Source organism: Marinilabilia salmonicolor JCM 21150, assembly GCF_000259075.1.
Lineage (GTDB): Bacteria > Bacteroidota > Bacteroidia > Bacteroidales > Marinilabiliaceae > Marinilabilia > Marinilabilia salmonicolor.
In genome coordinates, this window is record NZ_AJKI01000041.1 from 36953 (window position 1) to 49362 (window position 12410).

Genomic DNA, 12410 nt, shown 5'->3' on the forward strand with positions numbered 1-12410 from the left:
GCATGAGCTTTGCAGGTGCGAATATTAATAAGTTAAACGGCGGTCTGAACCGACAGGTGAGTTCTGACCGTGTGATAGCTCTTATTTGTGGCATGACTCTTCCGGGAGGCATGTCATTTAATAAGGCTTACGAACTACTGGACATTACCACGGCGGAGGATTTAGGGATTACCGAGTCCTCGGATGACACCAATGATGAGTTGGTTCATTTTCATTTGTCGGAAATGTTCAGACTCTCTCCAGGTACAACCTTCCATCTGATTCCTGTGGATGCAACTCAAACCGTTGCTGCACTGGTGGCAAGTGAGGAACTAAAAACAGCCATTCGGTCTGTTGATGGTGTCAATGTACTGGGCTTTGCCGGACTGGATACAACCGTTACCACTGCTGATGCTGATGCGCTGAGCTTCCAGAGCCTTGTTTCAGCATTTGAACAGGAACATCTTTTGATTGACGGCATTTTTGTGGAAGGCGTGGGAGACGCGTTGGGCATTGAGGTTACAGCCTACTCCGATCTGCGAGAACTGAGTGCACCAAACGTGACTTACGTGATTGCCCAGGAACCAGCGCAGGCAGCTTTGAAAGCGTCTTATGCTGTAAGGGCCGCCGTTGGAACCGCACTTGGTTCTGTGGGTGTGAGAAAGGTGCATGAGGATATTGGAAGCGTTGACATAGAGGACAAACCCCGTGATCGGCGTGGAGAGGAAAACTACTCTCTTACCGATGAGCTGCTGGGCCGATGGTTGAGTGCCGCTCTTTGTGACGGCAAAACATTCAAGAGTCTTACACCGGCTCAACAATCCAGCCTTACAGCAAAAGGCTATATGTATGTAGGCTCGTTTGCCGATTACAGCGGATTTTACTGGAACGGTTGTCCGACTGCCGTGAGCAAAGAAAGCGACTACGCCTATTTCAATCTCAACTGCATTTGGAATAAAGCTGCACGGATTATCCGGCGCACCCTCATTCCAAAGGTTCGCTCAAAAGTGCCAACCGATCCGGCTACCGGGTATATCAAAAGCACCTGGATCAGTGGTTGCGAATCTGATGTGTTGAGTGCACTCGACTCAATGCAGGCCGCCGGCAATATTGATGGAAAGGACATCTATATTAACCCGGCACAGGCACCATCGGAAGATACACCACTAAGCGTAAAAGGTCAGCTCGTTGTGGGTAAAACCGTGCATGAATTTGATGTTGACCTGGGTTTAACCGATAAACTGTAAAAGATGGCAACTGCAAGTACACTAATTAATAAGTTCGGCAAACTGGCCGGATGGAACTCAATCACCATTAACATGCTTGGGCGTGATGTGGAAGGCATCACCGAACTTGAGTATGATGATAATGTGGAGATGGAAAACGCTTACGGGGCCGGGAAATTCCCTGTTGGTTATGGTGAGGGTAATTACTCTGCCAAAGCGGCCATCACTCTTTACCTGGAAGAGGTAAATGCTATTCAGCGTTCACTCCCTCCAGGGAAAAGACTCTCCGACATTGCTCCTTTTGATATCGTTGTGGAATACGAATACAACGACATCAAGATTAAAGACCGCATTCACAATTGTAAGCTTCCCGGACGCGGCGTGGCTGTTAAGCAAAACGACAAGACCATTGCTTACAAGTTTGAGATGCTGATCAGCCATATCGGCTGGAATGTTTTGTAATCCTGTTTAAGCACCATTTAAATACTTGAAAAATGAAGAAATCAATTGGAATCTTATTGACGTGTCTGCTTGTCCTGGTAGCAGGTGTAACAGCCTCTATTTTATCAAGCGTGGACATAACTCCGGCCATTGACTACATGGCCAATAACTCCCGTGAGGTTATCTCAATGGCCGCAATTCCGGCCGGAGTTATTACCTCCAGTATTACTCCGGAGATTATCCAGGACTTAAAAGTAAAATACAAGCATGTGAAGCTTGTAACGGTGGTGGTAGAACCGGAGGAAAAGGATAAAGACGGGAAGGTTATATCCGAAGCTGAGCAATATCAATTTGTTGTAAGGCGTCCCGATCGGAGCCATATCAAGATGTTACTACCATTGGCAAAAGACAGAAAGATAGATGAGTTTGCCGATAAGGCTATAAAGAACCTTGTGGTAGGTGGAGATATCGATGCCCTGGAGGATGGCATAGTTTACATGGGCGTGGTGTCGAAGCTTGAAAAGATGATTGCGCCCGCCGCCACTTTTTTAGCGAACGCGTAAAGCAATACCAAATAGAGGATCATGATATCATCCGCCAGGGTGATGCCATGATTAGACAGACTTTTCATATAGATCCTGACAAATTGGATGAAGAAAAGTGGTGTGCGCTTTACGCTGAAACCCTCTATCTGAATAAAATTCAATTTCTAAACCTCAAAACGGCCGTTGTATCTGCGGCTGCTGCAATCTTCGGTAAGAATGGCGAACAAGACACAATGGATTCTTGAATTGGTGGACAGGTTGACCGCTCCTATGAAAGAAGTAATAGGAGCGGCCAATAAAGCCGCCGATGCCGTGGAGGATGTTGGGCAGGAAGCTGAGGAGAGCAAAAGCGCTCTTGAGGAAATGTCTGCGATTGACCTGTTCGCAGTTGCCGATAGTGTGGAAAGCCTTGCCAACCAGTTTGAGCAAATCAACGCACCTGGTGCGGCTTTCAATGCTTCACTTAAAGAGGTGGAAGCAATTACAGGAGTTACCGGAGAGGCGCTTGATGAACTGGGCTCTAAAGCAAGACAAACAGCAAAGGACTTTGGCGGAGACGCTTCGGCCATGACGGAAAGTTACAAAAGTGTACTCTCCAGACTTGGGCCTGATATTGCCAACAACCAGGAGGCGCTCGATTTGATGGGGCGTAATATTGCGACCCTGAGTAAAACCATGGGCAATGATGCCGTAGGTTCAATGGATGCATTGACAACTGCAATGCTCCAGTTTGGCGTTGATCTTTCGGATCCATTACAGGCGGCTGACCAGATGACCATTATGATGAACGTGATGGCTGCAGGTGCAAAAGAAGGTGCCGCAGAGGTAACCGATATTGGTTCGGCAATAAAACAAGCCGGTGTCCAGGCAAAAGATTCAAATGTTACTTTCGAAGAAACCAATGCGGCCCTACAGGCTTTGGCAAAGGGTGGTAAATATGGTTCGGAAGCCGGTGTGGCTCTCCGGAATGTATTAAGCAAAATGGCCGGTGAGGATGTGATACCCAAAGCCGCATCGGAAAAATTAAGAGCATTGGGAGTGGATTACAGTGTGGTTGCTGATAAGGCCATCCCTTTAACTGACAGATTAAGAGAATTAAGGAAAGCACAGAGTGATGGCACAATAATGGCCCAGATTTTTGGAACCGAGAATGCTGCAGCTGCAAGCATATTACTCAACTCTGTTGATGCGCAGGATGAATTGAGAACTGCTATTACAGGAACTAATACAGCAACCGAGCAGGCAGATGTGATAATGAGCGGGTACACCGAAACCATGAGCCGAGTGAGTGCCTGGTTTACCGATTTAAAAATAGGGCTCTTTGACATCACTTCTAACATCGCTCCTTTTGTTGATGGATTGGCCGGGGCCGTAACAGTTATGGCAAACATGGCCAATGCCAGAAAAGGGATCCTGTTGCTTTTCAATACGCTCAAGACAATGCCGGTGGTTGGGAAAATTGTAACGCTTGGCAGTTCCCTGGTGAGCGGTGCATTTGGCATAATGTCCACAGCGGCCAAAGCCTTTGGAGTGGCCATTATGAATATCCCGATACTTGGGTGGATTGCTGCAATTATTGCCGCGCTCATTGCGCTTGGGGCTTACTTCTGGAAAACATCAGCTACGTTCCGGGGTGTACTCATGGGCGTCTGGAACTTCATTAAAACAGCTTTTACCGGTTATTACGAATTCATCAAACAGGTTATGGAGGGAATATGGCACCTTATAAAAGGTGTGTTTAATCCGAAGAACTGGTTTGACAGTGATTATAGTTTTAGCGAGGGCTTTGACAAGGTGCTCAATGCTGCTAAAGACTACGGAACCAAGCTTGCTAAATCATTTGCCGAGGGTCGGGCTGAAGGGGAAGAAAGCTTTTACCAGGATAATCCGGATAAAATCCCCGAGGCACAAACTGCAGGCGGTACAAACAGCAAGGCTGAAAAGGCTGGTGCATCATCCATGGCCATTAAGAACGTCTCTCCGCAGTTGTCGCCAACCGATTTGTCACCGAAGCCAACGGGTGGTTCAACAGGAGGAAATACCACTGGTGGATCCGGGGGCAGTTCTATCAAGAATATCACCCAGCGCATTGATATGAAAAACTATTTCACCATCAGTTCCGGAGGTTCCAAATCTGAGATTGACTCGGTGGCCGAAAAGGTGGTAAAAGCATTAAACGACAGATTGCGCGACGGCATGATAGCCGTTTCATAAAACTGATGAGATGGATTTTAAGAGCCCGTTGACAAACAATATAAACCCGGCAAAGGTAGCCGCCGATTACAAGTCAGACCTAAAGAGGACTGTTCCTACAATCGACGTGGCCTACGTGGGTAAGTTATTAAGCGATGTGTTTGGTGTGGAAAGTCCCGTTTACCTGCCCACCTGGTGGCAGGGGCGGGACTACTCTCCAGCTCCTTATCCGGGACTCGAAGTTGAGGCTGATGATCCGGAGTATGATGATGCCCCGGTGCGAATGGGGAATAAAACGTTTGGGGCCTTTTGGCTCAGAGGTGGCCGGTATATGACTTATCACTATACCGGTGAGCTCAAGGAAAAGAGTTATCCTGATTTTCTGATGCCACTGGCTTCGATTGTAGATTTCACCAGACCTAAAACGGTGAACAAAACAACCACTACCGGCGGATCAGGAACGGTAAAAGAGATTTACGGTCTTGGAGACTGGAATATTACTATTAAAGGAATCATTATTCCGGACAAAGATAATGAGGGTGCCTTTAAGACTGTGGACGGACAAATGGATATGATCCAGAAGTACCACGAGATAGCAGGCAGCATTGAGGTGGACGGGCAAATATTTGCTAAAAGGAACATCTACAGGATAACCACCGAGGATTTATCCTTTAGTCCTGTCCAGGGACGGCCCAATATGATGCAATACACCATAGAGGCCACCAGTGATGAGGACTTGTTATTGACCGATATTTTGTAACTGAAATTTAATCATTTAACAATTTGACATTATGACAAAGGTTAGAGCAAAATTTGAATGCGTTAGTGTACAGGATTTTCCTGAATGCGAACAGAAAGAAGTAAACCTGATGCCAGTAATTGATGGCTCGGAGGAAAACAAGTCATTTGCCAAATTTACCCCTGCGGGTAGTTTGCAATTGACCATCAGCTATGAAACAGAGGCAAGTGGCTTCTTTGAAGAAGGTGGCCAATACTACCTGGATGTTTCAAAAGCTGAGTAGTAACCAATCAGCCTCGCCGCTATTCTTTTGACAGTTAAAGCCAATTATGAGCACTTACGCACTATATGGAGAATTGTTTTTCCCTGCCCACAACGGTAGGCAGGCATTTAAGATAAGGCGGTTTAACCAGGTTACGACAGAGAGTAGCTGGAAGTCATTGACCGATACGGCAGAAATAACCATTCCTCGCAAGGTGAAAGATTTTGACAGGATGAATGTGAGTGAATGGTTCCGGGAAGGTGACCCCATAGAAATATGGCTCGGCTATGATGGAAATCTCTCTCTGGAGTTTCAGGGATACATCAACAAAGTACCTGCAGGAATTCCACTGGTGATTAGTTGCGAGGATGAGATGTATCAGCTGAAGCGCTCGACGGTAAGTGTGAGTAAAGAGAATTGTTCCCTGAAAGAACTATTGCAGGCAGTTGCACCGGGATACGTGATTGTTTGCGATGAAAGCAAAGTAATGGGGAAAGTACGATACTCAAACATGCCGGCCAGTAAAATACTTGAGGATCTCACAAAGTCAGGCATCAATTGCTGGTTTGAAGCCAAAGAGCTGCATGCCTTTGGCGCTTCCAAAAGCGATGCGGATCCGGTGGAAATATTACTGGAGAAAACAGCTGGTGAGAGCATAAAGCAAAAGGCCATTGAAGCAACAATGGTTGTGATAAGCCTTTTGCGGAAAGTTGGGAAGAAACTCAAGGTTGAGTTTGGAGACAAGGGAGCCGGAAAAAGAATCACCAGGGAACTCAGTGGTATTACTCTCACAAAAACTGAGATGCTGAATGAAGCCAAACAAATTTACAATGAAGCCAAGCAACCGGGACTTGATGGTGACATTACGCTTTTTGGCATTCCAAGAGTTCAGCATGGTATGAGGGTAAAACTCCGGAGCGTTTTATATCCCGAAAAGGACGGGCTGTATTACATCGATTCAGTGACTAAGACATTTTCGGAGGAGGGTTACCGGCAACAATGTAAACTTGGAGACAAAGCGGTATGACATTAAAAAGTGAACTGGACGAATTTGCCGGACTGTTTAAACAGCATTTAAGAGGAGCTGTAAAAGCAACCCTCCGCTGGGTGGATGCCGAGTCTGTGGATTGGGAAAACAAAACCATGACCGCTACGGATGAGGATGATCTTCCCTACTATGATGTTTTGCTGGGTGTGGGTATGATGGCCGTTAAACCAGTGAAAGGAACAGAATGCCTGATTGCCATACTCGAGGGAAATGAAGCCACTGCCTTTTTGCTTTATGCCAATGACGCGGAGTTGATTGAATTTAATCAGGGCTTAAATGGTGGATTCGCCAATACTCCGGAGTTGAAAACGCAACTGGAGAAATTAACCGCAAGGGTTGACGGAATCATTGATGCTATTAACAACGGCGTTCCTGGCTCCTCCGATGGCGGGGCCGCTCTGCTTACAACTATTAAAACGGGATTGTCCTCTATCACAGACAAAGAGGACTTTTCGGAGATTGAGGATTCTAAAATAACGCACTGATGAAGGGAGTATTATTGGACACCACTTACGACCTGGTTGTAAGACCGAAGCTTGACAGCAAAGGTAAAATCCTGACGGGCATGGTACCGGGAAATACCACCGACCAGGAAGCGGCCATGGTTTTACAAATGAGTCAGGGTGAACTGAAAGAAGACCCTTTGATTGGTGTGGGATTGACAAAGTTTATGCGTGGTAATTATAGTGCCACGAAAGTGGAACAAAGAATCCGCTCCCATTTCACCAGGGCCGGCATTGACTACGATGAGTACAAAGAACGAATGGAAATTAACATTAAAACGGACGGATTATGAAAGTGATTATTGATAACGGACACGGGGTAGATACACACGGCAAGCGAAGTCCAAAATGGGCCGATGGCTCACAGCTGTTTGAGTGGGAGTTTAACCGTGACATTGCCAAAAGGCTTGCAAAGGCGCTAAAGTCAAAAGGAGTAGAATCCGTTTTGATTGTTCCGGAGCAAACCGATGTTGAGCTAAGTGAGCGGGTAAGGCGTGTTAATGAGATTTACCGACGTAATCCGGGCAGTTTCTTGGTTTCCATTCATGCCAATGCCGGCGGAGGAACCGGATGGGAAGTTTTTACCTCGGTAGGTGAAACCAGGAGCGATGACATTGCCGAATGCTTTGTAAAGAGTGCGGAAAAGCTATTGCCCTGGATGAATATCAGGAAAGATATGACCGACGGGGACGGTGATAAGGAGGCGCAGTTCTATGTTCTGAAGCATACGCATTGTCCTGCAGTGCTCACCGAAAACCTGTTTATGGACACCGTAGAGGACTGCAGGTTTATTATGTCTGAAAAAGGAAGGCAGGTGATTACCGACCTTCATGTTGAAGCCATACTGATGGCAATAAATAAAGGTTATGCGTGATATTCTGGCAACAATTCTTATTTCCCTGGGAACCGGTCTGGCCGGTCACTTCTCCGGGTGGTTCTTTGGTCGCAAGCGGCAATCAATAGAAAATATTGATATGGCCATTGCTACATGGCAAAAGGTGGTGGATAGTCTCGAAAACAGAGTTGACAAACTTCTTGACGAAGTGAATGAGCTTACCGAACAAAACCGATTGCTGAGGGATGAGATAGAATCATTGAAAGATGAGATCCGAATCTCTAAACGCAAGAACCGGAAAATAACAACCCTTCAAAACAAAATTGCACAGTATGAGAAGCTTCTTGATGATAATGGCATTGACTATTAGTCTGGGTGCCTGCAAAACAACCAAAACCACCCTGAAAGAAGATGCGAAGAAAGAAACCACGCTTAAGGCCGATGTGAAAACCGACCTTGAGAAAATGGACAAAGCCCAAACTTTGGAGTCTGTAACTGATAAAACAGTAAGCGCAGACAGCGTGGTAACCTCTACCGTTATTGTGAAATGGTCGGAGCCCGACACGGCGGGCCGGCAGTATCCGGTAGAATCGACCTACATCAACCAAACAGCCCTGTCGAAAAAGGACAATGATATACGGGCCGAAAAGGAGGAGGAGAAAACCTCCAGTGTGGAAAAGCGCGTTACAGACAAAACGGAAAAAGAGACCGCAACCGATAAAGAAACCCGGCTAAAGGAGAAAAAGAAACCTGCCGTTTCGGGGTGGTTGGTAAAAGGTTTGATCAGCACTTTTTTCCTGGCTCTTATCGCAGGACTATACATTTATTTTAAAAAGCCTTTTAAGGCTCTGTTTTGATGTTTGTGGTGTAGTTGGCCGCAAAAACAAACCGAAAGCAATTTAAACGGCATTTAAACGGCAAAAATGGGAAGTATAAAAGCAGTTGAAGGACAAAGTTTGTTTGATGTCGCGATTCAGAGACTCGGATCGGCTGAGGCTGCTTTTGCACTTGCTACTCTAAACGGCCTTTCCATTACCGATCAACCGGTACCCGGATACACTTTACGGCTGTCGAAAATTATCGACAACGACATTGCGGATTTCTTCAGCTTTAAAAGCTTAGTGCCAACTACGGCCGGGAGCGATCCGGTAATAAATGAACCACCGGTGATATCGGGTTCATCGTTTTTGAGAATGCCGGATCCTGACCAGGTGAAGATAGTTGAAGGCCAAAGCCTCTTTGATATCGCTATTCAGAAACTCGGATCTGCTGAGGCTGCTCTGGAGCTTGCCGTCTTAAACGGTCTTTCTCTGACCGATGAACTGACCACCGGCGAAACGTTGCAACTGCCAGGAGTAGTCAATAAGGCAGTGGCCGGCTACTTTAAAGGCAAAAACATTATCCCCGCAACCGGAGCAGCTGCAGGTGATGACGAAAGCGGTGAGCTGGTTAAAGAAGGTATTGGCTATTGGGCCATAGGCGTTGACTTTGTTGTATCGTAACAATACAAATAGTAGCAGGATGTTATCACAGATAGCTATAATGATTTTCGGAGCTTCAGCAATTTGGTTTGTAAGCAGAAAAGAGCAATGGAAAAGATGGGGGTATATACTGGGAATGCTCGGGCAGCCTTTTTGGATCTGGACTACCATTCAAAATGAACAATGGGGAATATTGATTATGACAATGGTTTATGCCTATTCATGGGCCCAGGGAATCTATTATTACTGGATTAAACGCGGGTAAGCAAATGCTTATGAGTAATGCCGAAATAATAACAGAGAGATACGAGTATTGTGGTTTCTGCACCTGCAGTAACTGCCCCTTAGCTTTTGTGTGCTATTCGGACAATGAGAACTCGTTAACCTTTTTCAAACTATCGCAAAAATGGCAAGAACAATCACAGAAATAAAAAGCGGAATGACCTCCGACTTTATGAGTAATGAAACTATTGCAGGGTATTACGGCTTTGCTGCAGGCGCTGAGTTTTCCTCAGTTTTTTCGATGGTAAGCCTGGAGAGCATCCTTTTTTACATTGTGGCCTCCGCCATTTTTGTGGTTGAGTCTCTTTTCGATTTACTCAAAAGCGACGTTGACACCTCACTTGCGCAGCGGCTTGTACACAACCGGCAATGGTATGTCAATCTTGCAAGGGCTTTTCAGTTTGGAGACGGCATCAATCCGGACACCGGAAACTACGACGAAACGGATGAAGCCAAACAAGTGGTGGACTATGCTGCAGTAGATGAAATAGCAGGACAGCTGTTTCTGAAGGTGGCTACCAGCGAGGGTGAGAATCTGGCCCCGCTTGATGCCTCGGAGCTGACCGCCTTTACCACCTACATCAATAAGGTAAAGGATGCGGGTGTGAAAATAACCGTTATCAGTGATGCCGGTGATGACTTGAGACTGTCGGTTGATATCATGTATGATCCGATGGTGCTGGATGAAAACGGACTTTTACTTGAGGGCGGTGGGGAACCCGTCAAGGATACCATCATGTCGTTCATTAAGTCCCTGCCGTTTAACGGAGAGTTTCAGGTGGTTGCACTGGTGGATGCGCTCCAGGAAACCGAAGGTGTGGTAATTCCTACGGTGTTGAGTGCCGAAAGCAAGTATGCAGCCAACGACTGGCAAAACATCGATGCAAGGGTAAAACCCAATGCCGGGTATATGGTGATTGATGAAGCAAACCTAACAATAAACTACAGGCCTTATGATGTTGATTAACTGGAAATGGTTTGTTGTAAATCTACTTCCCATTAAGTTGAGAACCGGCAGTGTTTATGGTCTCATCAGCGCAATGGGCTCTGGAGTGATTCACATTTACAACACCCTGTTGAGCTACAATAACAATGTAACCTACAAGCTGGCCCACACATCGCAGGTCTGGTCAATTGAAGATGCCCTAAACGACCGCTTCGACCCCCAACTACGCCGCATATACATACAGGATGCCGGGGGCGAAGTAGTAACACTTATCCACCGCCGCTCCGATGAGGAGCCCGTGATAATACAGCCGCGAACAGATCCGGCCCTGCTCATACATAACCGCAGTGCTTACGACGGCGGCAACTTTGATTTTATAGTGAAAACCCCTTACACCTATTCACAGGGAGACATATATGCCATGAGGGCCCTGGTTGATTATTACAAACTGGCAGGTAAACGATACGACATAAACTAACGCGCTATGAATAAAATAGTATTAGAAAACACAAGGGATGTCCCCTTGACAACCGACCTGCTTGCTTTTATGCAGGCATCTTATTCCGCACTTGAGAAACTGGCCGCAATAGGTGGAGACAACTTCATTGTGAGTGGTTGCACCGTGTCCGGTTCAACAGCTACCTCCGGCTGGATGGTACTTAAAGGCAAACTGGTTCCATTCAAGGGCGGTTCCATCCAGACCAATGTGAGAATCATAACCACAGAAAATGTTTATCCTGTCGGTGCCGGTTCTGAAACCGAAATAGTTTATACAGCTGAGTTTGGAACTTCCTCCGACACTTCCGAAAATGTGCCTTGGGCGGATATAACCAGAGGGAAGGTAAACTCAAACATAGACAGGTTGGATGCCCTTGAAAACTTGGAATGGGTGCAGTTGCCTTCAGTTTCAACTGCTGATTACACTGCTGACGCTTCTAATGCATATATTTCAAAAACGGCATCCGGAGAAATTAGGTTTAAAGGAACAATTGTTATAAATAGAGATGCTGCTGTTCCTCTGGTACAAGCTACAATCATCCCCGAGTCTTATAGACCCTCCGTAAATAAAATTGTTCCTTTGGTTCAAGGGACTGATGAGCTTGATATGGGCAATGCAGAGGCATTTATTAACCCTACGAGTGGTTCTTTAGTTGTAATGGGCGGTTCATATACAATCCACCTTGATAATATCTCATATTACTTGTAATGGCCAAACAATCAATAAACACCATAAAGAACTGGTTCCGCACCGGCAGCAAACCTACTCAGGCGCAATTCTGGGACTGGCTGGATTCATTTTTTCATAAGGATGATAATATACCCAGTGCGCAGGTGGAGGGGTTGCAAACGCTGCTGGATGCAAAGATGGATAAGAAGGATGTAGTAGCCCCCGAACAGGTTGGGGAGTACGACCCTCAAAAGAATTACATATTTGACCCCGACTTAGCCGAATATGTAAGCTTTAGCAACCCTGAAAGTGAAGACAAACAATTCCAGAAGGAAGGTTTCTACAGGCTTCTTGAGGATGCCCCTGCAGGGCAAAATCCGGAAACTCATCCCAGCCACTGGGCATACCAGGGCGGAACTATTGGGGATATTACAATTGAGGATGTGATTGGGCTGAGGGAGGAGTTGGATTGGTTGAGTGAGAATGCTGGGGGCGGATCCTCCCAGGAGCGCTTCTCCCTAATCGGCCACACCACCATCCCCACCGCCTTTGCTGAAGCCAGGCAAATAACAGCCGTACCCTCACACCTTAACCTCGACACCGTTAAGCTCGTGAAAATATCAGACAGTTCAGAAATAGCAATACTCACCGCCTCCACACTCGAAGCAATGCCCATAGACGTAGCTGCGGGAGAGTACAACTATCAGATAACTTACGAGAGCGGCAAAGAATCAGGAGTCTTACTCATAAATTACAAGTAGC

Annotated in this window: 18 protein-coding genes; all 18 read left to right on the forward strand. The window is 46.3% G+C overall.

The window, feature by feature from the left end:
* The first annotated feature begins 2 nt into the window (after nt 1–2).
* The 18 genes from W7W_RS0117305 to W7W_RS0117395 all read left to right on the forward strand — a co-directional run bounded on the left by W7W_RS0117305 (nt 3) and on the right by W7W_RS0117395 (nt 12409).
* The gene (locus tag W7W_RS0117305) at nt 3–1226 is read left to right on the forward strand and encodes a DUF2586 family protein (protein ID WP_010664930.1); all 1224 of its coding nucleotides are present in this window, start codon (nt 3–5) and stop codon (nt 1224–1226) included.
* Between the two features lie 3 nt (nt 1227–1229).
* Nucleotides 1230–1667, forward strand: a complete 438-nt coding sequence (locus W7W_RS0117310; protein ID WP_010664931.1) for a hypothetical protein — start codon at nt 1230–1232, stop codon at nt 1665–1667.
* Nucleotides 1668–1723: 56 nt separating this feature from the next.
* Nucleotides 1724–2209, forward strand: a complete 486-nt coding sequence (locus tag W7W_RS0117315) for a hypothetical protein (RefSeq protein ID WP_148660915.1) — start codon at nt 1724–1726, stop codon at nt 2207–2209.
* 198 nt (nt 2210–2407) lie between these two features.
* Nucleotides 2408–4405, forward strand: coding sequence for a phage tail tape measure protein (locus W7W_RS0117325; protein WP_010664933.1), 1998 nt, complete (start codon nt 2408–2410; stop codon nt 4403–4405).
* Nucleotides 4406–4415: 10 nt separating this feature from the next.
* The gene (locus tag W7W_RS0117330; protein ID WP_010664934.1) at nt 4416–5144 is read left to right on the forward strand and encodes a DUF6046 domain-containing protein; all 729 of its coding nucleotides are present in this window, start codon (nt 4416–4418) and stop codon (nt 5142–5144) included.
* Nucleotides 5145–5175: 31 nt separating this feature from the next.
* A complete protein-coding gene (locus tag W7W_RS0117335; protein WP_010664935.1) occupies nt 5176–5406 on the forward strand; it encodes a hypothetical protein in 231 nt (76 codons plus the stop codon).
* Between the two features lie 46 nt (nt 5407–5452).
* Nucleotides 5453–6412: a hypothetical protein gene (locus tag W7W_RS0117340; protein ID WP_010664936.1), complete on the forward strand. Its 960-nt coding sequence runs from the start codon at nt 5453–5455 to the stop codon at nt 6410–6412.
* The gene (locus W7W_RS0117345) at nt 6409–6918 is read left to right on the forward strand and encodes a hypothetical protein (RefSeq protein WP_010664937.1); all 510 of its coding nucleotides are present in this window, start codon (nt 6409–6411) and stop codon (nt 6916–6918) included. Before W7W_RS0117340 ends, W7W_RS0117345 begins: the two co-directional genes overlap by 4 nt.
* Nucleotides 6918–7229, forward strand: coding sequence for a hypothetical protein (locus W7W_RS0117350; RefSeq protein WP_010664938.1), 312 nt, complete (start codon nt 6918–6920; stop codon nt 7227–7229). Before W7W_RS0117345 ends, W7W_RS0117350 begins: the two co-directional genes overlap by 1 nt.
* Nucleotides 7226–7810, forward strand: coding sequence for an N-acetylmuramoyl-L-alanine amidase (locus W7W_RS0117355; RefSeq protein WP_010664939.1), 585 nt, complete (start codon nt 7226–7228; stop codon nt 7808–7810). Before W7W_RS0117350 ends, W7W_RS0117355 begins: the two co-directional genes overlap by 4 nt.
* Nucleotides 7803–8141: a coiled-coil domain-containing protein gene (locus tag W7W_RS0117360; protein WP_010664940.1), complete on the forward strand. Its 339-nt coding sequence runs from the start codon at nt 7803–7805 to the stop codon at nt 8139–8141. Before W7W_RS0117355 ends, W7W_RS0117360 begins: the two co-directional genes overlap by 8 nt.
* Complete coding sequence (locus tag W7W_RS0117365) at nt 8104–8628, forward strand: hypothetical protein (RefSeq protein WP_010664941.1); 525 nt, start codon at nt 8104–8106, stop codon at nt 8626–8628. Before W7W_RS0117360 ends, W7W_RS0117365 begins: the two co-directional genes overlap by 38 nt.
* Nucleotides 8629–8694: 66 nt before the next feature.
* Nucleotides 8695–9273, forward strand: a complete 579-nt coding sequence (locus W7W_RS23295) for a hypothetical protein (protein WP_010664942.1) — start codon at nt 8695–8697, stop codon at nt 9271–9273.
* 19 nt (nt 9274–9292) lie between these two features.
* Nucleotides 9293–9517, forward strand: a complete 225-nt coding sequence (locus tag W7W_RS0117375; RefSeq protein WP_010664943.1) for a hypothetical protein — start codon at nt 9293–9295, stop codon at nt 9515–9517.
* 141 nt (nt 9518–9658) lie between these two features.
* On the forward strand, nt 9659–10501 hold the full coding sequence (locus W7W_RS0117380; protein WP_010664944.1) for a hypothetical protein: 843 nt from the start codon (nt 9659–9661) through the stop codon (nt 10499–10501).
* A complete protein-coding gene (locus W7W_RS22445) occupies nt 10488–10958 on the forward strand; it encodes a hypothetical protein (protein WP_010664945.1) in 471 nt (156 codons plus the stop codon). Before W7W_RS0117380 ends, W7W_RS22445 begins: the two co-directional genes overlap by 14 nt.
* A 6-nt stretch (nt 10959–10964) precedes the next feature.
* Nucleotides 10965–11687, forward strand: a complete 723-nt coding sequence (locus W7W_RS0117390; RefSeq protein WP_010664946.1) for a hypothetical protein — start codon at nt 10965–10967, stop codon at nt 11685–11687.
* Complete coding sequence (locus W7W_RS0117395; RefSeq protein WP_010664947.1) at nt 11687–12409, forward strand: hypothetical protein; 723 nt, start codon at nt 11687–11689, stop codon at nt 12407–12409. The genes W7W_RS0117390 and W7W_RS0117395 overlap by 1 nt, the downstream gene beginning before the upstream one ends.
* Nucleotide 12410 lies beyond the last annotated feature (1 nt).

Bases quoted from the DNA above. Each gene is read 5' to 3' on its own strand.
- W7W_RS0117305 (WP_010664930.1), top strand. From the start codon at position 3: ATGAGCTTTGCAGGTGCGAATATTAATAAGTTAAACGGCGGTCTGAAC.
- W7W_RS0117310 (WP_010664931.1), top strand. From the start codon at position 1,230: ATGGCAACTGCAAGTACACTAATTAATAAGTTCGGCAAACTGGCCGGA.
- W7W_RS0117325 (WP_010664933.1), top strand. From the start codon at position 2,408: ATGGCGAACAAGACACAATGGATTCTTGAATTGGTGGACAGGTTGACC.
- W7W_RS0117330 (WP_010664934.1), top strand. From the start codon at position 4,416: ATGGATTTTAAGAGCCCGTTGACAAACAATATAAACCCGGCAAAGGTA.
- W7W_RS0117335 (WP_010664935.1), top strand. From the start codon at position 5,176: ATGACAAAGGTTAGAGCAAAATTTGAATGCGTTAGTGTACAGGATTTT.
- W7W_RS0117340 (WP_010664936.1), top strand. From the start codon at position 5,453: ATGAGCACTTACGCACTATATGGAGAATTGTTTTTCCCTGCCCACAAC.
- W7W_RS0117345 (WP_010664937.1), top strand. From the start codon at position 6,409: ATGACATTAAAAAGTGAACTGGACGAATTTGCCGGACTGTTTAAACAG.
- W7W_RS0117350 (WP_010664938.1), top strand. From the start codon at position 6,918: ATGAAGGGAGTATTATTGGACACCACTTACGACCTGGTTGTAAGACCG.
- W7W_RS0117355 (WP_010664939.1), top strand. From the start codon at position 7,226: ATGAAAGTGATTATTGATAACGGACACGGGGTAGATACACACGGCAAG.
- W7W_RS0117360 (WP_010664940.1), top strand. From the start codon at position 7,803: ATGCGTGATATTCTGGCAACAATTCTTATTTCCCTGGGAACCGGTCTG.
- W7W_RS0117365 (WP_010664941.1), top strand. From the start codon at position 8,104: ATGAGAAGCTTCTTGATGATAATGGCATTGACTATTAGTCTGGGTGCC.
- W7W_RS23295 (WP_010664942.1), top strand. From the start codon at position 8,695: ATGGGAAGTATAAAAGCAGTTGAAGGACAAAGTTTGTTTGATGTCGCG.
- W7W_RS0117375 (WP_010664943.1), top strand. From the start codon at position 9,293: ATGTTATCACAGATAGCTATAATGATTTTCGGAGCTTCAGCAATTTGG.
- W7W_RS0117380 (WP_010664944.1), top strand. From the start codon at position 9,659: ATGGCAAGAACAATCACAGAAATAAAAAGCGGAATGACCTCCGACTTT.
- W7W_RS22445 (WP_010664945.1), top strand. From the start codon at position 10,488: ATGATGTTGATTAACTGGAAATGGTTTGTTGTAAATCTACTTCCCATT.
- W7W_RS0117390 (WP_010664946.1), top strand. From the start codon at position 10,965: ATGAATAAAATAGTATTAGAAAACACAAGGGATGTCCCCTTGACAACC.
- W7W_RS0117395 (WP_010664947.1), top strand. From the start codon at position 11,687: ATGGCCAAACAATCAATAAACACCATAAAGAACTGGTTCCGCACCGGC.